Here is a 21615-nt window from a genome sequence, read left to right as displayed (position 1 = left end):
TTCTTTAGTGTGACAATTCGATGAAACTGCAACGACTACAAGGAGTTGAAAAAGAAACTTCTCATATGGGCAAGGCAAGCAGCAGTGCGCCACCGCCAATCATTGCAACCGCGATCCAGTGCGTGGTCGAAAGCTGCTCGCCGAGGAAAAGGACAGCGAAAACGGCAACGAGCACGACGGAGAGCTTGTCGACCGGTGCGACCTGCGCGGCCTTGCCGATCTGTAGCGCGCGGAAATAGCAGAGCCAGGAGGCGCCGGTCGCCAGACCCGAGAGAATGAGGAAAATCCAGCTCTTCACCGGCACCGTGCCGGGCGCCTGCCAGTTGCCGGCGAGCGTCAGCATGACGGCGATGGCCAGCAGGATGACCACGGTGCGCACGAAGGTGGCGAAGTCGGAATTGACGTCTGATATGCCGATCTTGGCGAAAATCGCCGTGAGGGCGGCGAAGACTGCCGAGCCGAGCGCCCAGACCTGCCAGGAGGTCAGAAAGGCCTTCACACTGCACCTCCCGCGAGTAGAAACCGCGTCAGAGCAAGTCCGGCGGCGACCGCCAGCAGCGAAACAAAAACCGACGCGCCGACATAAAGTGCTGCCAGCCCCATCTCGCCGCGCTCCCAGAGCAGGGCCGCATCGAGCGAAAAGGCGGAGAAGGTGGTGAAGCCGCCGAGGATGCCCGTCGTCAAAAACAGCCGCGCCTCCTGCGGCAGGCTGACCTTAAAGGCGAAGACGCCGGCGATCAGGCCCATCAGCAAGCAGCCCAACACGTTGATGATCAAGGTGCCCATGGGAAAATGCGTACCGAACAGCTTTGCCGCCAGCACATTCACCCCATGCCGGCCGGCCCCGCCCATGCCTGCACCCAAAAAGACGATCAGATAGTTCATGTCGATTGTCCCCACATTCCGGCACACTACGGGAATCCCGTATTTCCATTTGAATCCCTACGGAATTCCAGTATGATTCCCTTATGTCGAACAGGTTCGATCCCGCAAAGGACGCCGTCAACCGAGAGAAGCACGGAGTTTCCCTGGGCTTCGGCGATGGGCTCTTCGAGGATGGCAATCATCTGATCCTTCCCTCTCTTCGCCAGGAAGACGGCGAAGAACGATTCAAGGTGATCGGTAGCGTGGAAGAGAGACTGTTTACCGGTATTTTTGTCTGGCGGGACGATCTACCCCGCTTCATTTCGGTGAGAAGGAGCAACAAGGATGAAGAAAGAGCCTATCATTCTTCCTTCTGATCCGGCGGATCCGGAGGACTTCGACGTGACGGCCGAGGCGATGGATCGCGGTCAGCGAGCACGGCTGATCCGCAGGACCAGAACCGCGCTCGGCTTGTCCCAGACCGAATTCGCGGATCGCTTCCGCGTGCCGGTCGGGACCTTGCGCGACTGGGAGCAGGCCCGCGCGACCGCTCCGGATTTCGCCGTCGCTTATGTGCGGGTGATCGGGCAGCACCCTGACCTCGTGGCGAAGGTGGTCGCATAGGCCGCCTTTGGCTCAGTGCTTCCGTTCGAGGATGGAGACATAGTTCGCGACGGCCGCCCCGCCCATGTTGAAGAGGCCGCCAAGCGTGGCGCCCGGCACCTGGATGCCGCCCGCCTCGCCGGCAAGCTGCATGGCTGTCAGGACGTGCATGGAGACGCCGGTCGCGCCGATCGGGTGGCCCTTGGATTTGAGACCGCCGGAGGGATTGATCGGCAGGCGGCCATCCCTGGCCGTTTCGCCCGAGAGGGCCAGGCGGCCGCCCTCGCCCGGCCTGGCGAGGCCCATCGCCTCATATTCGATCAGCTCGGCGATGGTGAAGCAGTCATGGGTTTCGACGAAGGAGAGATCGCCGAGCGTGGCGCCGGCCTGCGCCAGCGCCTGCCGCCAGGCTTCCGTGCAGCCCTCGAATGTCAGGATGTCGCGCTTCGACATCGGCAGGAAATCCTGCACATGGGCGGCGGCGCGGAAGCTGATGGCCCGCGGCGCGCTGGCGACGGCATCGGAAGAGGCTAGCACCAAGGCGGCGGCGCCGTCGGAGACCAACGAGCAATCGGTGCGTTTCAGCGGCCCGGCGACGACGGGGTTCTTCTCGCTTTCGGTGCGGCAGAAATCGAAGCCGAGGTCCTTCTGCATCTGGGCATAGGGATTGGCGACGCCGTTTTTATGGTTCTTGGCGGCGATGGCGGCAAGCGCATCGGACTGGTCGCCGTGGCGCTGGAAATAGGCGGACGCGATGCGCCCGAAGACGCCGGCAAAGCCGGCCGGCGTGTCGCCGTCCTCGGGTAGATAGGAGGCTTTCAACAGGTTCGCACCGATCTCGGCGGCTGGCGTTTTCGTCATCTGCTCGACGCCGACGACCAGCACATGGCGTGCGGCACCGGCCCGGATGGCGCGGATGCCCTGATGCACGGCGGCCGAGCCCGTGGCGCAGGCATTTTCCACCCGCGTCGCCGGCTTGAAGCGCAGTGCGTCATCGGCCTGCAGCACGAGGCTCGCGGTAAAATCCTGCGGCGAGAAGCCGGCGTTGAAATGTCCGAGCACGATCTCGTCGATATCGCCGGCCGCAAGCCCCGCATGGGCGATCGCCTCGCGCGCGACGGTGACGATCAGGCTCTCGACCGTCTCGCCTTCGAGCTTGCCGAAGCGCGTATGCGCCCAGCCGATGATGGAAACGTCCATGAAGAATCCTCCCGCTGGCATGATGGGCCGATGGCGGCGGGAGGTAAAGGGCGCCGCCTATTTGCGCAGCGCAAGGCCGAAACCGATGAGCGCCCAGCCCTGCATGGCGAGATCGAAGGCAAGGAAAAGGCCGAGCAGCCACAGGCTGTTGACCGGCCAACCGAGCAGGAAGACGAGACCCGCAAGCGCGGTGACAATGCCGCCCGCCATCAGCCAGCCCCAACCCTTGTCCGGGCGTACACGCCAGGCCGCGAAGATACGGAAGACGCCGGCGACGAGCAGGGCGGCGGCCATCAGCAGGGTGAGCACGGCCGAGGTCAGTACCGGATTGACGAAGGCGAGCACGCCGGCTGCCAGATAAAGCAGCGCGCTCAGCGCCCAAGCGATCGTCTCGCGCCAGGCTTTGACCTGGAAGGCATGGGCAAGATGCACGGCGCCGCCGACGATCATCAACATGCCGACATAGTAGACCGAGGCGACCGTCGCGATGAAGAGATTGGCTGCCGCGATGCCGCCGAAAACGAGCAGGACGACGCCGAGGGCGACGAACCAGCCCCATTTGGCGCGGACGTCGGAGAATGGGTTCATTCCGGGAGAGAGGACCATGACGCACCTCGAAAATTGAATGAAAACAAAACCAGCCTAACACGAAATAATGCGCCTTTGCGACATCTGATTGAACTCCTGCCGACGCCGAAGATTTTTATTGATTGATCGATCAATTAAAAATACGCTTGATAAAAATCAGGGGAATGACATGCCGAAGGTTGGGATGGAGCCGGTGCGCCGCAAGGCGCTGGTGGACGCGACGCTGAGAGCGGTCGGCGATCACGGCTCGCTGACCGTGACCATGTCGGAAATCGCCCGCCATGCCGGCGTGTCGCCGGCGCTTGCCCATCACTATTTCGGCTCCAAGGAACAGCTGGTCATCGAGACGATCCGCAGCCTGCTGCGCCAGCTGCGCGCCGATGCCGTGGCGGCGCTGCGGGAGGCGGAGACGCCGCGGGAGCGGCTTTCGGCTGTTATCCGCGTGAATTTCCAGGCGCATCAGTTTGCACCGGAGACGGTGGCGGCCTGGCTTGCCTTCTATTCCGAGGCACAGCGTTCCGAGGCGGTTCGTCGGCTGCTCGTCGTCTATGCGCGGCGGCTGAATTCCAGCCTGCTCTCCAGCCTCAAGCAGCTCTGCCCGGCCGAGGACGCGGCACAAATCGCCGATGGCGCCGCCGCGATGATCGACGGGCTATACCTGCGACAGGGCTTGCGCTCCGCACCGGTCAGCATCGCCACCTCGATCGCGCTAACCGAGAGCTACGTGGATGCACAGCTTGCCGCTGTCGCGGGCGGTGTCGACGCCGCCGCGGGCCGGCGAGCGCCCGTCACAGAGAAACGCTAATTCTGATTTCATTTTCCAAGGACCTGTCCGTGACCGCCAGCAAGCCGAATATCCTGATCATCATGGTCGACCAGCTCAACGGGACGTTTTTCCCCGATGGGCCGGCGGACTGGCTTTATGCGCCGCATATGAAGGCGCTCGCCGCCCGCTCGGCGCGCTTCCGCAACAACTACACGTCCTCGCCGCTCTGCGCGCCGGCCCGCGCCTCCTTCATGGCCGGCCAGCTGCCGAGCCGCACGCGGGTCTATGACAATGCGGCCGAATACGTCTCCTCCATCCCGACCTTCGCGCACCACCTGCGCCGCGCCGGCTATTACACGGCGTTGTCGGGCAAGATGCACTTCGTCGGGCCGGACCAGCTGCATGGTTTCGAGGAGCGGCTGACCACCGATATCTACCCGGCCGATTTCGGCTGGACGCCGGATTATCGCAAGCCGGGCGAACGCATTGACTGGTGGTATCACAATATGGGTTCGGTGACGGGCGCGGGTGTCGCCGAGATCACCAACCAGATGGAATATGACGACGAGGTCGCCTTCCTCGCCAACCAGAAGCTCTACCAGCTCTCGCGCGAGAACGACGACCAATACCGCCGCCCCTGGTGCGTGACCGTCTCCTTCACCCACCCGCACGATCCCTATGTCGCACGCAAAAAATTCTGGGACCTGTATGAGGACTGCGAGCACCTCTTGCCCGATGTCGGCATGCTGGACGAGCAGGATCCGCATTCGGCCCGCATCCTGCATTCCTGCGACTATGCCAAGTTCGCGATCAACGGCGAGCATGTGCGCCGCTCGCGCCAGGCCTATTTCGCCAATATCTCCTATCTCGACGAGAAGGTCGGCGAGCTTGTCGACACGCTGACGCGCACGCGCATGCTCGACAACACGCTGATCTTCTTCTGCTCGGACCATGGCGACATGCTCGGCGAGCGCGGCCTGTGGTTCAAAATGAACTTCTTCGAGGGTTCTGCCCGCGTGCCCCTGATGGTCGCCGGCCCCGGCGTAACACCCGGCCTGCATCTTGCCCCCTCCTCCAATCTCGATGTGACGCCGACGCTCTGCGATCTCGCCGGCATTTCCATGGACGAGGTGATGCCCTGGACGGATGGCGAAAGCCTGCTGCCGATCATCAACGGCGCGGAGCGCATCTCGCCGGTGCTGATGGAATATGCGGCGGAAGCCTCCTATGCGCCGCTGGTCGGCATCCGCGAAGGCAAGTGGAAATACATTCATTGTGACCTCGACCCCGAGCAGCTTTACGACCTCGAGGCCGATCCGCAGGAGCTCACCAATCTCGCGGGCTCGGACAATCCGGTCATCCAGGCGACGCTCGCCGCCTTCCGGCAGATGCGCGAGGCGCGCTGGGACATGGCAGAATTCGACGCCGCCGTGCGCGAAAGCCAGGCGCGGCGCTGGGTGGTCTATGAGGCGCTGAGGAACGGCGCCTATTACCCCTGGGACCACCAGCCGCTGCAAAAGGCATCCGAACGCTACATGCGCAACCACATGAACCTCGACAATCTCGAGGAATCCAAACGCTATCCGCGGGGAGAATAAGATGAGAGCCCAACCCAAAGCCTCGCATTTCATTGACGGCGACTATGTCGAAGACACAGCCGGCACGCCCTTCGAAAGCCTCTACCCCGCCACCGGCGAGGTGATCGCCAAGCTCCATGCGGCAACGCCCGCGATCGTCGAAAATGCGATCGCATCCGCCAAGCGCGCCCAGAAGGAATGGGCCGCGATGAGCCCGACGGCGCGCGGCCGCATCCTCAAACGCGCCGCCGAGATCATGCGCGAGCGCAATCGCGAGCTGTCCGAACTCGAAACGCTCGATACCGGCAAACCCATCCAGGAAACCATCGTCGCCGACCCGACCTCGGGCGCCGATGCCTTCGAATTCTTCGGCGGCATCGCGGCTGCCGGCCTCAACGGCGACTACATCCCGCTCGGCCAGGACTTCGCCTTCACCAAGCGCGTACCGCTCGGTGTCTGCGTCGGCATCGGCGCCTGGAACTATCCGCAGCAGATCGCCTGCTGGAAGGGCGCGCCGGCACTGATCTGCGGCAATGCCATGGTCTTCAAACCCTCGGAAAACACCCCGCTCGGCGCGCTCAAGATCGCAGAGATCCTGATCGAGGCCGGCCTGCCGAAGGGCCTCTACAACGTCATTCAGGGCGACCGCTCGACCGGGCCGCTGCTCGTCAATCACAAGGATGTCGCCAAGGTCTCGCTGACGGGCTCCGTGCCGACGGGCAAGAAGGTGGCGGGCGCTGCTGCTTCCGATCTCAAGCACGTCACGATGGAACTCGGCGGCAAGTCGCCGCTCATCGTCTTCGACGACGCCGATCTCGAAAGCGCCATCGGTGGCGCAATGCTCGGCAACTTCTATTCGACCGGCCAGGTCTGCTCGAACGGCACCCGCGTCTTCGTACAGAAGGGCATCAAGGACAGGTTCCTGTCTCGTCTGAAAGAACGTACGGAGAAAATCGTCATCGGCGACCCGATGGACGAGGCGACCCAGCTCGGCCCGATGGTCTCCAAGGCCCAGCGCGACAAGGTCATGGACTATATCGAGAAGGGCAAGGCAGAGGGCGCGACGCTGCTGACCGGCGGCGGCATTCCGAACGACGTTTCGGCCGAAGGCTATTACATCCAGCCGACGGTCTTTGCCGATGTCACCGACAACATGATCATCGCGCGCGAGGAAATCTTCGGCCCCGTCATGTGCGTGCTCGATTTCGATCACGAGGACGAGGTGATTGAGCGCGGCAACGCCACCGAATTCGGCCTCTCCGGCGGCGTCTTCACCTCCGACATCACCCGCGCCCACCGCGTCGTCGATCAGCTGGAAGCAGGCACGCTGTGGATCAACGCCTACAACCTCGCCCCCGTGGAAATCCCCTTCGGCGGCTCCAAGCAATCCGGCTTCGGTCGCGAAAACTCGCTGGCGGCGCTGGAGCACTATTCGGAGCTGAAGACGGTTTACGTGTCGATGGGCAAGGTCGAGGCGCCGTATTGAGATGGGCGCCTCAGTCGTCCGTCATGTTGACGAAAAGGTCTTCGAGGTCGATGCGAAGCACCTTGCAGATACGTCTCAGAACGTCGACGGAGCCGGTCTTCTTGCCAGCCTCTATCTCGGAAAGATAGGGCTGGGAGATGCCGGCTGCGTCGGCGAGTTCGGTTATCGTCATCTTGCGATACGTCCTGTAGAGACGGACGGGATTTTCGCCGTTGGACTTGGCTTCGACAAGCTCCAGCGGCCACGTTTCCTCGCCGGCACGAACGCCGGCCATGACGGCTTCCGCACGCAGTCCGTCGATGAGGTCTTCGTAATCCTCCTCACTGAGGAGGACGTAGGACTTGCCATCAATGGTCAACCTCTGGATATCGCCCATCCGGTTTTACTCCTTGTAGATACTGCCACGCGGTCCCGCATCGATCACCATAACAACGGTTCCCTCGTCATCGATGATGACGCGATCACTGCCGACGCGGATACGAAAGAACGGCTGGCCTTTCATTTTCTTGATATCGACGACCTCACCCCGCGCATAAGCGCGAAGCTTATCGAGGATTGCGGCCCTCCTCTTGGGCTGCATACGCTGCAGCGCCTGATCGGCAGCCCTTCGGAAGCGAATTTCCTTCATCAACGCATCATAGCAATTAGCGATATTCCTATCAATAGCGACATCGCGATTGACTATGATCACGACCGCCGCACGAGGCACTGACGCCATGCAGAACGCAGACTACATCATCATCGGCTCCGGCTCGGCCGGCTCGGCCATTGCCTATCGCCTCTCGGAGGATGGCAAGCATAGGGTCATGGTGCTCGAATATGGCGGCTCGGATATCGGGCCGTTCATCCAGATGCCGGCAGCACTCGCCTGGCCGATGAGCATGAAGCGCTATAACTGGGGCTACCTCTCCGAGCCCGAGCCGAACCTCAACAGCCGGCGCATCACCGCACCGCGCGGGAAAGTGATCGGCGGGTCGTCCTCCATCAACGGTCTCGTCTATGTGCGCGGCCATGCGGAAGACTTCAATCGCTGGGAAGAGCTTGGCGCACAAGGCTGGGCCTATGCGGACGTGCTGCCCTATTACAAGCGGCTGGAGACATCACTGGGCGGTGAGGCCGGCTGGCGCGGCACCGACGGGCCGCTGCATGTGCGCCGTGGGCCGGTAACGAACCCGCTCTTCCACGCCTTCATTCAGGCGGGCCAGCAGGCCGGTTTCGAGACGACGGAGGATTACAACGGCTCCAAGCAGGAAGGTTTCGGCCTGATGGAGCAGACGATCTACAACGGCCGGCGCTGGTCTGCGGCGAACGCCTATCTGCGCCCCGCCCTGAAGCGGCCGAACGTCTCGCTGGTGCGCTGCTTCGCGCGGAAAATCGTCATCGAGAACGGCCGGGCCGTCGGCGTCGAGATCGAGCGCGGCGGCAAGATCGAGGTGGTGAGGGCCAACAAGGAGGTCATCGTCTCGGCCTCCTCCTTCAACTCGCCGAAGCTGCTGATGCTCTCGGGCATCGGCCCCGCGCAGCACCTGCAGGACATGGGGATCGAGGTGAAGGTGGACCGTCCCGGCGTCGGCGCCAACCTGCAGGACCATATGGAATTCTACTTCCAGCAGGTCTCCACCAAGCCGGTCTCGCTCTATTCCTGGCTGCCGTGGTTCTGGCAGGGCGTGGCAGGCGCGCAATGGCTGCTCTCCAAGGGCGGGCTTGGCGCCTCCAACCAGTTCGAGGCCTGCGCCTTCCTGCGCTCCGCACCGGGGCTGAAGCAGCCGGATATCCAGTATCACTTCCTGCCCGTCGCCATTTCCTATGACGGCAAGGCGGCGGCGAAGAGCCATGGCTTCCAGGTGCATGTCGGCTACAATCTGTCGAAGTCGCGCGGTAACGTGACCCTGCGCTCCGCCGATCCGATGGCCGATCCGGTCATCAAGTTCAACTATATGAGCCACGAGGAAGACTGGATCAAATTCCGCCACTGCGTGCGCCTCACCCGCGAAATCTTCGGCCAGAAGGCTTTCGACGATTTCCGCGGGCCGGAAATCCAGCCGGGCGAGACGGTGCAGACGGACGACCAGATCGATGCCTTCCTGCGCGAGCATCTGGAAAGCGCCTATCACCCCTCCGGCACCTGCCGCATGGGCGCGGCAAGCGACCCGATGGCGGTGGTCGATCCGGAAACCCGCGTCATCGGCGTCGACGGACTGCGGGTCGCCGACAGTTCGATCTTCCCGCATGTGACCTATGGCAACCTCAACGCGCCATCGATCATGACCGGCGAGAAGGCAGCGGACCACATCCTGGGCAGGCAACCGCTCGCCCGCTCCAACCAGGAGCCGTGGGTCAATCCGCGCGCGGCGGTCAGCGACCGCTAAATCTTTGGAACGATTGGGATTGGCGTGGGTTTAGGCCGGCATTTCCGGAGGAAGCCCATGCTCATCTACCACAAGGTTTCACGCCACCATGTGAGCGCTGAAACCGATCTCGTCATCACGCTGATCGACGGCATTGCCGGTCCCTGCGCCTTCATCACGGATCCCGTGCAGGCGCGGGACACCATTCCGTTGCCCGTCGAGGACGCGCTCGCCAGCGCCCGGCAGATGGTTGCGAGCGATATCCACCGGCGCAAGCTTGTCATCGTCGATAAGGATGATCTGTGGCACACGCGCTGGGGCGATCTCGTCCTGCACCCCGACCACAGTCCCTGACAGCAAAAAGCCGGGCTTGCGCCCGGCTTTCTGAAGCACCCGGAGGTCTGGGCGGCTTATGCGAACAGGAAGTCGCTCGTGAGCAGGTCGGCCTTGGCGATGCCCTCGAGAGTGATCGAGCCTGCGCCATACTTGATGACCAGATCGCCCGCACGCGTTTCCGTGGCATGGCTGAGAACGTCGGCAAAGTTCTTCAGCACGGCCTTGTCGAGCTGAACGACATCCAGGCCGGACTTGCCAGCTTCGAAATCGGTGATCCGGTCGAGGCCCTGGCCCGACTTGATGATGAAGGTATCGGCACCGACGCCGCCGGACAGGATGTCGTTGCCGAGGCCGCCATCGAGCGTGTCTTTGCCGGCTCCACCCGAAAGCGTGTCGTTGCCGGCATCGCCGTATAGCTTGTCATCGCCGGAATAACCGAACAGGAAGTCGTCATCATTGCCGCCACGTAGCGTATCCGCGCCAGTGCCGCCGGTCAGCGTATCATTGCCGTCGCCGCCCGAAAGGGTATCGTTACCGGTGCCACCATAGAGTTTGTCATTGCCGGCGTCACCGTAGAGCTTGTCCTTGCCGGAATCTCCGTACAGCGTATCGTTGCCATTGCCCCCGCGCAGAGTATCGCTGCCACCATTGCCATAGAGCTTGTCATTGCCGTTGCCGCCCGAGAGCGTATCATCTTTGTTGTAACCGGCGAAGCTGTCAGCACCCGTGCTGCCGTGGAAATCGATCGAGTTGGCTTTAAGGATATTCACGAGGCTGGTCGTTGCGCCCGCGGTCGTCGACTTGCCGCCCATGATGTCGCTGAGAAGTTGGCCGCCGAGCGTCGTATCGGTCACGCCGAGGCCGGTGATCTTCACGTCGGAAGTCATCTTGAACGTATTGGTCTTGCTGTCGAGGGCGATCGAATTGCCGAACTCCACCGTGTTCAGCGAACCGGTGATCTTGTGCGTCGACATGTTGTAGTTCCACGCCGTCTTGCCCGACGTCAGCACAACGCCGTACTTGCTGGCGTCGTTCGAATAGTACTGCGTGCCGCTCATCGCCATCGGGTCGGAGCTGTTGAAGCCGCCGTAGCCTGCGCGTGTGAAGGTCTTGTTGAAATTCGAAAGATAGGCGGAAAAGTCGATGCCCTTGCCGTCCTTGTTGGCGTCGTTGGCGGTAATCGTGATGGCCATGGTCCCCAGTCCTTCCCTGCGGGCCCGATGCCCGCTATAAACTTGAATACAAAACTCAGCTATTAAATCTGAATTTTTTTGTCAAGTTTCTTTGCTGAGTTTTTTCGGGAAGTTTTGCGGCCATGCCGAGGCGTCAGGATTTCTGCCGGAAGCGCCGGAAAGAGAGATATTTGCTCCTCCGCTGAAACTTTGGAAATCCGTTTTGCTGTCTTCAGGGAGACCGGCCTGCGATAATCCGGCAACTTCTCGCAAAGGCTATGGATTAGAATGACTGCTCTCACCGGAAACGGCACCGCGCAGGCCCTCAATGACAAGCTCGCCAATCTCGACCTCGCAGGGCGTCTTTCGCTCGTGGCCGAGCTCGGCGGGCGCGCCGTGTTCACCACCAGCCTCGGCATCGAGGACCAGGTGATCACCGCCGCCATCGGCACCGATCGCCTCGGCATCGACGTCGTGACGCTGGAGACGGGCCGCCTCTTCAAGGAGACCGTCGATCTCATCGACGACACCGAGGGCCAGTACGGCATCAGCATCACCCGCTATGTGCCCGCACAGGACGACATCGACGCCTATGCCGCCCGGTACGGTCTCAACGGCTTCTACGACAGCGTCGAAGCCCGCCACGCCTGTTGCGGCGTGCGCAAGCTGAAGCCGCTTGCGCGCGCACTCGAAGGGGCATCCTTCTGGATCACCGGCCTGCGCCGCGGCCAGTCCGGCAACCGTGCCGACACGCCGTTCGCGGAGTTCGACGCCGAGCGCAACCTGATCAAGATCAATCCGCTGGCGGATTGGGACATCGACCGCATCAAGGCCTATGTGGCCGACCATGCCGTGCCGATCAACCCGATGCATGCCCGCGGCTATCCCTCGATCGGCTGCGAACCCTGTACGCGCGCCATCAAGCCGGGCGAGCCCGAACGGGCCGGCCGCTGGTGGTGGGAAAACGACGAGAAGCGCGAATGCGGCCTGCACGTCGCCGACGCCACAACCATCCCGGCCCCCAGCGCGGCCTGACCAGAACAAGCCCTCCCAAGGCACCCCATCCGGAGTAAGAGTTTTCATGTCCGATACCCGTCACGAAGCGGAAGCGAAGCAGAACGCACCGCACAAGCCGCCGCTCGATCCGCATCTGAAGGCGCTGGAAAACGAAGCCATCCACATCTTCCGCGAAGTCGCCGCCGAATTCGAGCGTCCGGTGATGCTCTACTCGATCGGCAAGGATAGTTCGGTCCTGCTGCATCTTGCCCGCAAGGCCTTCTATCCCGGCCGCGTGCCCTTCCCGCTCCTGCACGTCAACACGGGCTGGAAGTTCGCCGAGATGATCGCCTTCCGCGACAATATCGTGAAGGAATACGATCTCGACCTGATCGAGCACGTCAATCCGCGCGGTGCAGCCGAAAACGTCACGCCGTTCAGCCACGGTTCGGCGCTCTATACCGACATCATGAAGACCGAGTCGCTGCGCCAGGCGCTCGACGCCGGCAAGTACGACGCGGCCTTCGGCGGCGCGCGCCGCGACGAGGAGGCCTCGCGCGCCAAGGAACGCATCTACTCCTTCCGCACGCCGGACCATCGCTGGGATCCGCGCAACCAGCGCCCGGAACTGTGGAACGTCTATAACGGCATGATCCGCCAGGGCGAGAGCGTGCGCGCCTTCCCGCTGTCCAACTGGACCGAGGTCGATATCTGGCGCTACATCCAGGCCGAGGATATCCCAATCGTACCGCTCTATTTCGCGGAAAAACGCCCCTTCGTGGAGCGTGACGGCATGATGATCCTGGCCGAGGACCCGCGCCTCGAACTGCTGCCCGGCGAAGTGAAGCAGGAAGGCGTCATCCGCTTCCGCACGCTCGGCTGCTTCCCGCTGACGGGCGCCATCCGCTCCAATGCCACGACGCTCGACGACGTCATCGCCGAGCTGGAGACTGCCACTGTCTCCGAACGCCAGGGCCGCGCGATCGACCGCGACCAGTCCGGCTCCATGGAAAAGAAGAAACGCGAAGGGTATTTCTGAGATGACCGTTTCCGCCACCGCAACCGCCGAGGTTTTCACCGTGGAAGAACCGGCCCTCGAAACGGCTAAAGCAATCCGTGACTCGCGCCCGCTTCGCCTCATCACCTGCGGCTCGGTCGACGACGGCAAGTCGACGCTGATCGGCCGCCTGCTTTGGGACACCAAGGCCGTCAAGGAAGACCAGGCAGCAACGCTGCACCGCGACAGCGGCAAGCAGAACGATCTCGGCCTGCCCGATTTCGCGCTGCTGCTCGACGGCCTCCAGGCAGAGCGCGAACAGGGCATCACCATCGACGTCGCCTATCGTTACTTCTCGACCGACCGCCGCTCGTTCATCGTCGCCGATACGCCCGGTCACGAGCAGTATACCCGCAACATGGCGACCGGCGCTTCGACGGCGGATCTCGCCATTCTGCTGATCGATGCCCGCGCCGGCATTCTCGAACAGACCCGCCGCCATGCCACGATCGCCGCGCTGATGGGCATCCGCCAGTTCGTGCTGGCCATCAACAAGATCGACCTGACGAACTACGATCGCGCCGGCTTCGAAAAGATCACGCACGATTTCAAGGAATTCGCGCTGACACTCGGCGTCAAGCAGATCACCGCCATCCCGATGTCGGCGCTGAAGGGTGAAAACGTCGTCTATGACGGCCGCGCCTCCATGCCCTGGTATGAAGGCCCGACGCTGGTCGAGACGCTGGAAAAGGCCACCACCCGCTCCAACCAGACGGTCGGCTTCCGCCTGCCGGTGCAGCGTGTCTCGCGTCCGGGCGAAAGTTTTCGCGGCTATCAGGGCACGGTTGCCGGCGGCTCGGTGAAGCCGGGCGATTCGGTCGTCATCCTGCCATCGGGCATGGTCGCCAACGTCACCAAGATCGTCACCTTCGACCTCGTGCGCAACGCCGCCGTCGCGGGTGACGCCATCACGCTGGTGCTCGACCGCCAGGTCGACGTGTCGCGCGGCGATATGATCGTCGCCATCGACAGCCAGCCGATGACCGGCCGCGGCTTCGACGCCCAGCTCGTCGCGCTCCAGCCGGAAGGCATCGAGCCCGGCAAGCGCTACTGGCTGAAGAGCGGCTCGCGCCGCCAGCGCGTCACCGTCGATCCGATCAGCCAGCTCGACCTGAAGACCTCGAAATGGGCCTCGGCCGACAAGCTCGGCATGAACGCCATCGGCAAGGTGCACCTCACCTTCGACGAACAGGCGATCTTCGACACCTACGAGCAGAACCGCACGACCGGCGCCTTCATCCTGATCGATCCCGACACCAACAACACGGTGGCCGGCGGCATGATCTCGGGCCGCCGCTCGGAACTCGGCGGCATCCACAAGGACGACCAGCGCGTGCTGCTCTCGCTGCCGGCCGATCTCGCCGAAAAGATCATGGCAACCGAACTGTTCGCCGACCGCCGCCACGATGTGGACGTGCGCCACACCAGCGCCGGCCGGGCTGCGGAAATCCTTGCGGATCTCGACGAGTAATCGCCGCCACAGGAACGTAAAAAGGGGCCGCAAGGCCCCTTTTTGTTTGTCGTCTTTGCTCAGAAGAAGAAATACCAGAGCAACAGGACGAGGAAGAGCGGAACGCCCATCAACCAGAGAATCAAAGCCCGAGCCATTGAAGTTTCCTTTCCCTTTGACTGTTGGAAAAGGAATGCCCGAGGGGTGAATTTGTTCCCTGAGCAAGGCATAACAAAGGGCGCCGTGGCGCCCTTTGAGCTTCGATGGACTGGTTCCGCAGAGCGGACTTACCGTTCGCGGAATGCCTTGGCGAAGTAATCGGCGAGCGGCTTGACCAGATATTCGAGCGGTGAGCGTTCCGAGGTCTGGATGAAGGTTTCGACCGGCATGCCGGGCATGACGTGCTTGTCGCCGAGCTTGGCCATTTCGCCGGCCTCCGGCTTGATTTCCGCCTTGTAGAAGGTGGCGCCGGTGCGCTGGTCGGACAGCACGTCGGCGGCGACCTTCGTGACATGGCCAAAAATTTCCGGCGTCGAGCGATGGTCGAAGGCGCCGAAGCGGATATGCGCCATCTGGCCGACATGGACCTGGTCGATCTGGGTCGGCGAGATCTGCGTGGAAATGACGAGGTCCTGCTCCTGCGGGATGATGTAGAGCAGCGGATCGGCCGGACGGATGACCGAGCGCAGCGCATGGACCTGCATGCCGAGCACCACGCCGGACATGGGGGCCGTGATGTCCATGCGGCCGAGCGTTTCCAGCTTGGCGTTGCGGCGCTCCTTGAGCTCGGCGATCTTCGCCTCGATCTCGCGCAGCGAGGTCGTCGCCTCCTCGCGCACCGTCGAGTGGATGTTGAGGATGGCTATCTCGATTTCGGCGACGCGGCCGGTGTTTTCGGCGATGTTGGAGCGGGCCTGGCTGATCGTGCCGCGGATTTCCGCCTCCTCGCGCTGAAGGGCGAGAACGCGGCTGGCATTGGTCAGCGACTGGGCGAGCAGCTTGTTCTGCGCATCCAGCTCCTTGCCGATGAGGCTGACCTGAGTTTCCAGCGCCTGGATGCGGCTTTCGAGGCCTTCATTCTGCTTGGCGATCTGCGCCTTCTTTTCCTGAAGCTGCGCGGCCTGCTTGTCACGGGTCTCCGCGCGTGCCGCCATCAGCCGCTTCTGGCCGGTGACGATCTCGGCGGCTTCCGGATTGGTCGCCACGGCCTTGAGGAGATCGGGATCGAAGGTGATCTCCGTCTTGTCGTCCTGTTCGGCCTGAAGCCGCGCCGCCGTGCCGAGCAGGCTGTAGAGCTGGCCTTCGATGACGGTCAGTTCCGACTGGTCGAACGTGTCGTCGAGGCGCATCAGCACGTCGCCGACCTTGACCGTATCGCCTTCCTTGACGCGGATCTCGCCCACCACGCCGCCCGTCAGGTGCTGCACGACCTGGCGGTTGGCGGCGACCTCGATGATGCCGGCCGCGACGACCGCGCCGTTGATGCGCGTCAGCGCCGCCCAAGCGCCCATGCCGCCGAGCAGCACGAAGACCGTCGTATATCCGGCGATCGCATAGCGGCGGCTGCTCCACTTTCTGTCCCTGGAGCCTGTTTCCCGAACCATGGTCCTGTCCTTACTTGTTGCTGCCGCCGGTGCCCGTGCCGGCCACGACCTGCGTATGGTTGCGCAGATGCGCGCGCAGAACGTCGTCGCGCGGACCGAAGGCCAGGCGCTGGCCGTTTTCCATGATGAGGATGAGCTCGCATTCCTCGATCGCCGCCGGGCGATGCGCCATGATGACGATCGACTTGCCCTCGGCCTTCATGTTGCGGATGGCGAGATTGAGCGCCATCGAGCCCTCGGCGTCGAGGTTGGAATTCGGCTCGTCGAGCACCAGCAGAACCGGATCGCCATAGAGCGCGCGGGCGAGGCCGACGCGCTGCTTCTGGCCGCCCGAGAGACGGCCGCCCATGGCCGGCAGCCTGGTGTCGTAGCCATCGGGCAGGCGCAGGATCATGTCATGCGCACCGGCCTTCTTGGCCGCCTCCACGACCTTCATCGGATCGGGATCGAGCGCCATGCGGGCGATGTTTTCGGCAATCGTGCCTTCGAACAGCACGACATCCTGCGGCAGGTAGCCGACATGGTCGGCAAGTCCATCCGTGCCGTATTGTTCGAGCGAGGCGCCGTCCAGGCGCACCTTGCCGCCGGCGGGCGGCCAGATGCCGGTCAGCACGCGCGCCAGCGTCGACTTGCCCGACGCGCTCTGGCCGATAACGCCCAGCGCCTGGCCGGGGCGCAGTTCCAGGCTCAGCATGCGCACCGTCGCGACCTTCTCGCCCGGCGGCACGACCGTGACCTGCTCGACATCGAGGATGGCGCGCGGCTTCGGCAGCGCGGTGCGCGCGTCTTCCTCCGGCACGCGGCCCAGAAGCTCGGAGAGCTGGCGCCAGCCCTGCACGGCGCGCTGGATGAGCGCCCACTGGCCGATGGCGCCCTCGATGGGGGCGAGCGCGCGGCCGATGATGATGGAGCTTGCGATCATCGCACCGGCGGTGATTTCGTTCTTCAGCACCAGATAGGCGCCGAGCGCCAGAATGGCCGACTGAAGGAAGACGCGGAAGGTCTTCGAAGCGATCGAATAGAAGCCGTTGCTGTCGGAATAATGGATATTGGCTTCCAGCGCCTTGTCGCGCAGCAGCTGCCAGCGGCTGGCGACAGAGCGGCGCATGCCGAGCGCGCGAACCGTGTCGCTTTCCTTCTGCAAGGTCTGGGTCATCTCGTCGGACTGGCGGCCGGCGATCATCGCCCGCTCCTGGTCTTCCTTCGTGCCGTTCTGGTTGAGCCAGGTGAGCCCCACGAGGATGAGACCGCCGACGACGCCGAGCATGCCCATCCAGGGGTGGAAGGTGAAGATGACGAAGATGAAGAGCGGCGTCCAGGGAATGTCGAAGGCCGTGAAGACGGCGGGCGACGACAGCACCTTCTGGATGGCATCGAGATCGCGCATGCCGGTGACCGTCGAAATACCCTGCGCGTGCAGCGTGGCGCGGTCGAGCACGGCGTTGAAGACGCGTTTGTCGAAGCGGGCCTGGAAGCGCGCGCCGATGCGGGCCGCGATGCGGCTGCGCAGATGGTCGAGCACGCCCATGATGAGATAGAGCCCGACAATGAGGCCGGTCAGCGCCACCAGCGTCGCCTCCGAACGGGAGGCGAGCACCCGGTCGTAGATCTGCAGCATGAAGAGCGGCCCGGTCAGGACGAGCAGGTTCACGAAGAAGCTGAAAAGGCCGATGGCGAGGAAGCCAGCGGCACTCGTCTTCAGCACGGCTCTGAGTTCGTCCACACCGGACTTGCCCGATGATCGCATGGGAATATCTCTTTAAAGTTCGACGCCGGAGGTTCGGCCGGCAACCGGCCGTTGTCCGAGCGGCGAAGGCCCCTCGACCGCTCCGCCGCCCTCGGCCGGATACGGAGCCGCGCGCACGTTTAACGCGCGGCTTTGATGAGAGACGGTATAGGGCGCGATTTATTCGTAAAGCAACAGAATTTCGATTGACGGCGTGAAAACATGATAATTTTAATCATGTTTATGCACCGAACTGTCACCGTCGTTCGGCTTGGCGAAACGGATTTTTCCGAGAATGAACAGCACGATAAAGCAGGCGAGCGTTGCAAAGACCGCGAGGAACCAATAGCCGAGCCCCACCGCAAGCCCGACCGCGCCTGCAAGCCACATGCCGGCGCCCGTCGTCAGCCCCCTGACCTCGCCGCGCGAAAAAACGATCATGCCGGCGGCGAGAAACGCCACGCCCGACGTGACCGCCTCGATGACGCGCAGGGGATCGATGCGCACCTGCTCATCGGCAAAGCCGGCCATGTGCACGCTCTCGATGGAAAGCAGCGCGAAGACGCAGGCCGCGAGCGCCACGAGGATATGGGTGCGCAGCCCCGCCGCCTGATCGCGATATTCGCGCTCCCCGCCGATGACAGCCCCCAGAATGATGGCGCCCGTCATGCGCAAAAGCATGACGGGATAGGGAATTTCGGTCTTTCCGAAGAGCTCGGCGGCGATCTGTTCCATGGGCTTCCAAACGGCAGAACGGCAAACCGGTTCCCGCCAAGAAGAAAAATTTCCCGGCGCACCAGCACTTTCCCCAAGATCGCGGATTTTTTTGATATTTTGCGCTTGTCGAAGGCAAAACCCTGTTCTATAGAGGCGCCGCTGGTCACGGAGTGTAGCGCAGTCTGGTAGCGCACCACGTTCGGGACGTGGGGGTCGGAGGTTCGAATCCTCTCACTCCGACCAGCGAAAAGTCATTAAAATCAATGACTTACTGGCATTCCGAAATGCCGCCGACATCCCTTCCTCCGAAATTTCGACAGAAACTCTGACAGAAACTCCCAGTTTCAGTCATTCCTGTCCGAATCAAAAGGCACTCCGAAGAGGGCCAGAATTCATTCGGGATCGCTGAAGCAGCACCATTTAATGCAGCTGTTCCGTTAATTCTTCGATCGCCATTTCCGAGCCCGTCGACTTGCCGGAGTCCATCGAGCCCGGCATGTATTCCGTCGAAGACAAACGACGGAGGCACAGATGGCAAATTTCGGCTCCCCGGCTCACACGGCGGCGATGGGCAACCTCGGAGGCATGATGCTCATCGCAGGCGGCGCTGTGAGCCTGATGAATGCGATCAATGCGGGATGCGATGCGATCCGCGAGGCTCGCTACAATCGTGCCTACGGCGACGCCCTGTCTGCCGCCACGGCACAGGCTGACGACATGGAAGACATTGCCCGCACGGCTGTTGTTATGGTCGCCGAACTTGAGGCAGAGGTCGCATCCCTGCGTGCAGCATGCCGACAGCGCCAGGAGGTCATCGACGTCCTGGCCGCACGGGGGCGCGCATGAGCGATATCACGGAACAGGAATGGCAGCTCCTCAGGGAGCATTTCGGTGACCTCGCGTACGAGGAGCCGCATAATCATGAGCGCTACCTCGCCGTCATCCGAGGAATTCAGGAATTTGAGGCGGGAGAAGTCGAAGATATCGACGATGTCATCGCAGATATGGATGCAATTATCGGTCTGGGCGAGCTTGATCGCGGCGAGAGCACCGACTTGGACGACGTAGTCACGAAAGCCAAAGCAATCCTCGAGCAGTACTCTTCGGGAACCATGTCCGCCCGTGTCGCGTGCGTAAAACTCGGTCTTCGCGACTTCGCTGACCTCCTCGTCGCACTCGGCGGCGCTGGCCTCCAAATGCCGCAACCGCCAGCGAGCGAGGTCAGGGAACAGGCAACGACGTTCGCTCGATTGTGCCGTGAGAACAAGGAAGCAAAAGTCACCCTCGAAAACGAGACGCCCGAACCAGAATGAAGAAGCCCGCCGTCACGGCGGGCTTCTTGTTATCCGAGCTTGAACCGGTTCTCAATGTCGCGCTTGAGAAGCGCCTGCGTTCTCCGATGATCAAGCGACGGCCGCGGGGACCGATCGAAGGCGGGGGTTGGCGCGTGGACGCCGACGACCGGAACCCCTAGAATTTCATGGTCTTTTCCGTCGATGAACTTCTTGATCTTGCCAGGCCCCGCTTTCGAGAGAGCGTGCAGTTCGTCATCGCCCATCGTCAGGAGCATCGCCCTGGCGCTAGAAGGGACGGCACTGATATCCATGTCAGCGCGAACATGTCGAGGTGCTGCGCAGAATTTGCGGACCGTATCTATACCCGACGGATCGACGATATGCAGAGATGCCGTAGCATGCCGTGCTTGTTTGAATTCTTCGATGACGCCAGGCTTCGTGATCGTCGGAACATAGTGAGGTGGCGGCTCGGCTCCGCCGAACAGCAGCCTGAACGGCCATTCGACCAGGCCGTCAATCGTACGGCCGATGGCAGGTAACGAAGACCAAAAATCCTTGCCCATGGTGGCGATTGCCCGAGCGATTGCGGCAGCTATTCGTGAAAACATGTTGTCCCTCCCTGTGTTGTCAAGAGATCGTGGCCGTCGACCGCGCAAACAACAAAACGGCGGAGCCGAAGCCCCGCCGTTTAAGCCAAGAAAGGAGGATCACCACGTCTGAGGGGCGTGCGATCTACGATTATCGTGCGTCAATCGGCGGCGACGCACAAGACGGCCGGTGAAAATCAGGGCTGATCCCGCAGGACAGGTTGTGCGCCGTAATTTGCCGGACTGTTCCAATGGACATCGTATCGACATCCTCCTGCGTCGGCCTGATCGGCACGCAGACGCTAGTCGTTGCGCACCCAGCGAGACAACTCGCGACGAACATCATCGTCGCCCATTTTGAGCACCTTGTCATCGATACGGTCCCTCTCCTTCCTGGCGTTAAGTTCGTCGGCGACACGTTCGGCCTCGGCGGCCGCCTTGCCCGAGGCGTAGATGCGCCAATAACCGGCGACCGCGAGCGCGGCGATGCCGGTCCATTTCAGCAAGGTCCTGCCGATCGATGTCGAGGTGATCCAGGTGATCATGGCCGACGCCCCTTTCTCACCCGTAGGTCGCCCCGCGCGGCGGCGCTCGTAGGCGAACCAGGCGAGGTTGATCAGGATGTCTGCGCGTGCCGGGCCCTGATTTCAGGAGAGCATTGGAACGGCGCGTGAGACCGGGAGGAAATCGTCCTGCGTCAACCTCACGTTTAGGAGTTGTATGGTGTCTATCCGAAAGAACAACCTTGGGAGGCGATATGCCAGAATCCATCAGAGATGCGACTAACGATTGGAAAACACATAGGTCAGCTTGCGGCATCTATATCGTTCGCTCCGCTCAGACGGCTGGAGATGACAAGGTGAGGATTGGCGTCGGCGGCATTCGCGGGGGAAAGACCGGCATATACGGTCGCTTGACGAACCACAGTGCACAGAAGCCAAAGAAGATCGCGTATGCGACGCATAGGTTTCAACCATACACAGTCGTGCGGGCGTGGCATCTGGACGGATGGTTGAAGCTGCAACTGGAAGACGCTGAGATGTGTCTCTATCGATCCTTCCTCGTCAGATATCCACGACATCATGACGAACTGGCAGACAAATCAGTGTTCAACGTGCCGAGGGACGATGATCTGAGTAAGGTCATTGCCGAGGTCAACGAGGGGCTTAGCAGGATTGCAAGCCTACAAAGGAATAAGGGTCTCGGCCTGACAACTGTCGCACCGACCTCCGCAATGGTTTGA

The 21615-nt window shown here is 62.3% G+C and carries 25 protein-coding genes and 1 tRNA gene; 14 read left to right on the top strand and 12 right to left on the bottom strand.

The genetic code is table 11. The features are described from left to right. Positions 1 to 61: 61 nt before the first annotated feature. Both AC27VQ_RS19835 and crcB read right to left on the bottom strand, forming a co-directional pair. Entirely contained in the window at positions 62 to 499 is a 438-nt protein-coding gene (locus AC27VQ_RS19835) for an EamA family transporter (RefSeq protein ID WP_421591539.1), read from the bottom strand. Continuing rightward, on the bottom strand, positions 496 to 885 hold the full coding sequence (gene crcB, locus AC27VQ_RS19830; protein WP_488717644.1) for a fluoride efflux transporter CrcB: 390 nt from the start codon (positions 883 to 885) through the stop codon (positions 496 to 498). The genes AC27VQ_RS19835 and crcB overlap by 4 nt, the downstream gene beginning before the upstream one ends. 83 nt (positions 886 to 968) lie before the next feature. Here crcB and AC27VQ_RS19825 point away from each other — a divergent pair, with 83 nt between their 5' ends. Then, entirely contained in the window at positions 969 to 1241 is a 273-nt protein-coding gene (locus tag AC27VQ_RS19825; protein ID WP_488717643.1) for a BrnT family toxin, read from the top strand. Beyond that, entirely contained in the window at positions 1210 to 1488 is a 279-nt protein-coding gene (locus AC27VQ_RS19820) for a helix-turn-helix domain-containing protein (RefSeq protein ID WP_488717642.1), read from the top strand. The genes AC27VQ_RS19825 and AC27VQ_RS19820 overlap by 32 nt, the downstream gene beginning before the upstream one ends. Before the next feature lie 12 nt (positions 1489 to 1500). On the opposite strand, the gene AC27VQ_RS19815 is transcribed toward AC27VQ_RS19820, so the two are convergent. Then, complete coding sequence (locus AC27VQ_RS19815; protein WP_488717641.1) at positions 1501 to 2667, bottom strand: acetyl-CoA acetyltransferase; 1167 nt, start codon at positions 2665 to 2667, stop codon at positions 1501 to 1503. A gap of 57 nt (positions 2668 to 2724) precedes the next feature. Then, complete coding sequence (locus AC27VQ_RS19810; protein ID WP_488717640.1) at positions 2725 to 3273, bottom strand: HdeD family acid-resistance protein; 549 nt, start codon at positions 3271 to 3273, stop codon at positions 2725 to 2727. 151 nt (positions 3274 to 3424) lie between these two features. On the opposite strand from AC27VQ_RS19810, the gene betI reads away from it, so the two are divergent. The 3 genes from betI to betB are packed head-to-tail and all read left to right on the top strand — an operon-like array spanning position 3425 to position 7084. Beyond that, positions 3425 to 4060 (top strand): transcriptional regulator BetI, encoded by a 636-nt coding sequence (betI, locus tag AC27VQ_RS19805; RefSeq protein WP_488717639.1) that lies wholly within the window; start codon positions 3425 to 3427, stop codon positions 4058 to 4060. A 29-nt stretch (positions 4061 to 4089) separates the two neighbouring features. Continuing rightward, positions 4090 to 5619: a choline-sulfatase gene (betC, locus tag AC27VQ_RS19800; RefSeq protein ID WP_488717638.1), complete on the top strand. Its 1530-nt coding sequence runs from the start codon at positions 4090 to 4092 to the stop codon at positions 5617 to 5619. Between the two features lies 1 nt (position 5620). Next, positions 5621 to 7084 carry a betaine-aldehyde dehydrogenase gene (gene betB, locus AC27VQ_RS19795; protein WP_488717637.1) on the top strand — a complete coding sequence of 488 codons (1464 nt, stop codon included), beginning with the start codon at positions 5621 to 5623 and terminating at the stop codon, positions 7082 to 7084. Between the two features lie 10 nt (positions 7085 to 7094). Here betB and AC27VQ_RS19790 read toward each other — a convergent pair whose 3' ends face one another. Together AC27VQ_RS19790 and AC27VQ_RS19785 are read right to left on the bottom strand one after the other, a co-directional pair. Next, positions 7095 to 7460: a helix-turn-helix transcriptional regulator gene (locus AC27VQ_RS19790; RefSeq protein ID WP_488717636.1), complete on the bottom strand. Its 366-nt coding sequence runs from the start codon at positions 7458 to 7460 to the stop codon at positions 7095 to 7097. A 6-nt stretch (positions 7461 to 7466) separates the two neighbouring features. Then, the gene (locus tag AC27VQ_RS19785; RefSeq protein ID WP_488717635.1) at positions 7467 to 7712 is read right to left on the bottom strand and encodes a type II toxin-antitoxin system RelE family toxin; all 246 of its coding nucleotides are present in this window, start codon (positions 7710 to 7712) and stop codon (positions 7467 to 7469) included. 88 nt (positions 7713 to 7800) lie between these two features. Here AC27VQ_RS19785 and betA point away from each other — a divergent pair, with 88 nt between their 5' ends. After that, positions 7801 to 9453 (top strand): choline dehydrogenase, encoded by a 1653-nt coding sequence (betA, locus tag AC27VQ_RS19780; RefSeq protein ID WP_488717634.1) that lies wholly within the window; start codon positions 7801 to 7803, stop codon positions 9451 to 9453. A gap of 57 nt (positions 9454 to 9510) precedes the next feature. Beyond that, a complete protein-coding gene (locus AC27VQ_RS19775) occupies positions 9511 to 9786 on the top strand; it encodes a hypothetical protein (RefSeq protein ID WP_488717633.1) in 276 nt (91 codons plus the stop codon). Between the two features lie 56 nt (positions 9787 to 9842). Here AC27VQ_RS19775 and AC27VQ_RS19770 read toward each other — a convergent pair whose 3' ends face one another. Beyond that, on the bottom strand, positions 9843 to 10961 hold the full coding sequence (locus AC27VQ_RS19770; protein ID WP_488717632.1) for a calcium-binding protein: 1119 nt from the start codon (positions 10959 to 10961) through the stop codon (positions 9843 to 9845). Between the two features lie 267 nt (positions 10962 to 11228). On the opposite strand from AC27VQ_RS19770, the gene AC27VQ_RS19765 reads away from it, so the two are divergent. Genes AC27VQ_RS19765 through cysN form a run of 3 tightly spaced genes read left to right on the top strand, consistent with a single transcriptional unit; the run spans position 11229 to position 14464 of the window. Beyond that, complete coding sequence (locus tag AC27VQ_RS19765; RefSeq protein WP_488717631.1) at positions 11229 to 11975, top strand: phosphoadenylyl-sulfate reductase; 747 nt, start codon at positions 11229 to 11231, stop codon at positions 11973 to 11975. A 46-nt stretch (positions 11976 to 12021) separates the two neighbouring features. Continuing rightward, positions 12022 to 12975 carry a sulfate adenylyltransferase subunit CysD gene (gene cysD / locus AC27VQ_RS19760; RefSeq protein WP_313529030.1) on the top strand — a complete coding sequence of 318 codons (954 nt, stop codon included), beginning with the start codon at positions 12022 to 12024 and terminating at the stop codon, positions 12973 to 12975. A 1-nt stretch (position 12976) separates the two neighbouring features. Continuing rightward, entirely contained in the window at positions 12977 to 14464 is a 1488-nt protein-coding gene (gene cysN, locus AC27VQ_RS19755) for a sulfate adenylyltransferase subunit CysN (RefSeq protein WP_488717630.1), read from the top strand. A gap of 266 nt (positions 14465 to 14730) precedes the next feature. Here cysN and AC27VQ_RS19750 read toward each other — a convergent pair whose 3' ends face one another. The 3 genes from AC27VQ_RS19750 to AC27VQ_RS19740 all read right to left on the bottom strand — a co-directional run bounded on the left by AC27VQ_RS19750 (position 14731) and on the right by AC27VQ_RS19740 (position 18508). Next, positions 14731 to 16047 carry an HlyD family type I secretion periplasmic adaptor subunit gene (locus AC27VQ_RS19750; protein ID WP_313529024.1) on the bottom strand — a complete coding sequence of 439 codons (1317 nt, stop codon included), beginning with the start codon at positions 16045 to 16047 and terminating at the stop codon, positions 14731 to 14733. A gap of 10 nt (positions 16048 to 16057) precedes the next feature. Next, the gene (locus AC27VQ_RS19745; protein WP_488717629.1) at positions 16058 to 17794 is read right to left on the bottom strand and encodes a type I secretion system permease/ATPase; all 1737 of its coding nucleotides are present in this window, start codon (positions 17792 to 17794) and stop codon (positions 16058 to 16060) included. 210 nt (positions 17795 to 18004) lie between these two features. Next, positions 18005 to 18508, bottom strand: a complete 504-nt coding sequence (locus tag AC27VQ_RS19740; RefSeq protein ID WP_421591524.1) for an MgtC/SapB family protein — start codon at positions 18506 to 18508, stop codon at positions 18005 to 18007. 148 nt (positions 18509 to 18656) lie between these two features. On the opposite strand from AC27VQ_RS19740, the gene AC27VQ_RS19735 reads away from it, so the two are divergent. From AC27VQ_RS19735 to AC27VQ_RS19725, 3 genes are all read left to right on the top strand, one after another. Continuing rightward, positions 18657 to 18733 (top strand) — tRNA-Pro (locus tag AC27VQ_RS19735). 288 nt (positions 18734 to 19021) lie between these two features. Then, positions 19022 to 19336, top strand: coding sequence for a hypothetical protein (locus AC27VQ_RS19730; protein ID WP_488717628.1), 315 nt, complete (start codon positions 19022 to 19024; stop codon positions 19334 to 19336). After that, positions 19333 to 19803 (top strand): hypothetical protein, encoded by a 471-nt coding sequence (locus AC27VQ_RS19725; RefSeq protein ID WP_488717627.1) that lies wholly within the window; start codon positions 19333 to 19335, stop codon positions 19801 to 19803. The genes AC27VQ_RS19730 and AC27VQ_RS19725 overlap by 4 nt, the downstream gene beginning before the upstream one ends. 29 nt (positions 19804 to 19832) lie before the next feature. Here AC27VQ_RS19725 and AC27VQ_RS19720 read toward each other — a convergent pair whose 3' ends face one another. Together AC27VQ_RS19720 and AC27VQ_RS19715 are read right to left on the bottom strand one after the other, a co-directional pair. Next, positions 19833 to 20393, bottom strand: coding sequence for a hypothetical protein (locus tag AC27VQ_RS19720; protein WP_488717626.1), 561 nt, complete (start codon positions 20391 to 20393; stop codon positions 19833 to 19835). A gap of 281 nt (positions 20394 to 20674) precedes the next feature. Next, positions 20675 to 20917 (bottom strand): hypothetical protein, encoded by a 243-nt coding sequence (locus AC27VQ_RS19715; protein ID WP_488717625.1) that lies wholly within the window; start codon positions 20915 to 20917, stop codon positions 20675 to 20677. Positions 20918 to 21129: 212 nt separating this feature from the next. Here AC27VQ_RS19715 and AC27VQ_RS19710 point away from each other — a divergent pair, with 212 nt between their 5' ends. Continuing rightward, the gene (locus tag AC27VQ_RS19710) at positions 21130 to 21615 is read left to right on the top strand and encodes a hypothetical protein (RefSeq protein WP_488717624.1); all 486 of its coding nucleotides are present in this window, start codon (positions 21130 to 21132) and stop codon (positions 21613 to 21615) included.

The sequence above is a fragment of the Shinella sp. 20P9.1.1 genome (assembly GCF_057798995.1).
Note: the sequence above shows the minus strand (reverse complement) of the source record. Positions and strands in the feature narration are given on the sequence as shown.

Coding starts and splice junctions, on each gene's coding strand:
- crcB (WP_488717644.1), bottom strand. CDS start 885: ATGAACTATCTGATCGTCTTTTTGGGTGCAGGCATGGGCGGGGCCGGC.
- AC27VQ_RS19825 (WP_488717643.1), top strand. CDS start 969: ATGTCGAACAGGTTCGATCCCGCAAAGGACGCCGTCAACCGAGAGAAG.
- AC27VQ_RS19820 (WP_488717642.1), top strand. CDS start 1,210: ATGAAGAAAGAGCCTATCATTCTTCCTTCTGATCCGGCGGATCCGGAG.
- AC27VQ_RS19815 (WP_488717641.1), bottom strand. CDS start 2,667: ATGGACGTTTCCATCATCGGCTGGGCGCATACGCGCTTCGGCAAGCTC.
- AC27VQ_RS19810 (WP_488717640.1), bottom strand. CDS start 3,273: ATGGTCCTCTCTCCCGGAATGAACCCATTCTCCGACGTCCGCGCCAAA.
- betI (WP_488717639.1), top strand. CDS start 3,425: ATGCCGAAGGTTGGGATGGAGCCGGTGCGCCGCAAGGCGCTGGTGGAC.
- betB (WP_488717637.1), top strand. CDS start 5,621: ATGAGAGCCCAACCCAAAGCCTCGCATTTCATTGACGGCGACTATGTC.
- AC27VQ_RS19790 (WP_488717636.1), bottom strand. CDS start 7,460: ATGGGCGATATCCAGAGGTTGACCATTGATGGCAAGTCCTACGTCCTC.
- AC27VQ_RS19785 (WP_488717635.1), bottom strand. CDS start 7,712: ATGAAGGAAATTCGCTTCCGAAGGGCTGCCGATCAGGCGCTGCAGCGT.
- betA (WP_488717634.1), top strand. CDS start 7,801: ATGCAGAACGCAGACTACATCATCATCGGCTCCGGCTCGGCCGGCTCG.
- AC27VQ_RS19775 (WP_488717633.1), top strand. CDS start 9,511: ATGCTCATCTACCACAAGGTTTCACGCCACCATGTGAGCGCTGAAACC.
- AC27VQ_RS19770 (WP_488717632.1), bottom strand. CDS start 10,961: ATGGCCATCACGATTACCGCCAACGACGCCAACAAGGACGGCAAGGGC.
- AC27VQ_RS19765 (WP_488717631.1), top strand. CDS start 11,229: ATGACTGCTCTCACCGGAAACGGCACCGCGCAGGCCCTCAATGACAAG.
- cysD (WP_313529030.1), top strand. CDS start 12,022: ATGTCCGATACCCGTCACGAAGCGGAAGCGAAGCAGAACGCACCGCAC.
- cysN (WP_488717630.1), top strand. CDS start 12,977: ATGACCGTTTCCGCCACCGCAACCGCCGAGGTTTTCACCGTGGAAGAA.
- AC27VQ_RS19750 (WP_313529024.1), bottom strand. CDS start 16,047: ATGGTTCGGGAAACAGGCTCCAGGGACAGAAAGTGGAGCAGCCGCCGC.
- AC27VQ_RS19745 (WP_488717629.1), bottom strand. CDS start 17,794: ATGCGATCATCGGGCAAGTCCGGTGTGGACGAACTCAGAGCCGTGCTG.
- AC27VQ_RS19740 (WP_421591524.1), bottom strand. CDS start 18,508: ATGGAACAGATCGCCGCCGAGCTCTTCGGAAAGACCGAAATTCCCTAT.
- AC27VQ_RS19730 (WP_488717628.1), top strand. CDS start 19,022: ATGGCAAATTTCGGCTCCCCGGCTCACACGGCGGCGATGGGCAACCTC.
- AC27VQ_RS19725 (WP_488717627.1), top strand. CDS start 19,333: ATGAGCGATATCACGGAACAGGAATGGCAGCTCCTCAGGGAGCATTTC.
- AC27VQ_RS19720 (WP_488717626.1), bottom strand. CDS start 20,393: ATGTTTTCACGAATAGCTGCCGCAATCGCTCGGGCAATCGCCACCATG.
- AC27VQ_RS19715 (WP_488717625.1), bottom strand. CDS start 20,917: ATGATCACCTGGATCACCTCGACATCGATCGGCAGGACCTTGCTGAAA.
- AC27VQ_RS19710 (WP_488717624.1), top strand. CDS start 21,130: ATGCCAGAATCCATCAGAGATGCGACTAACGATTGGAAAACACATAGG.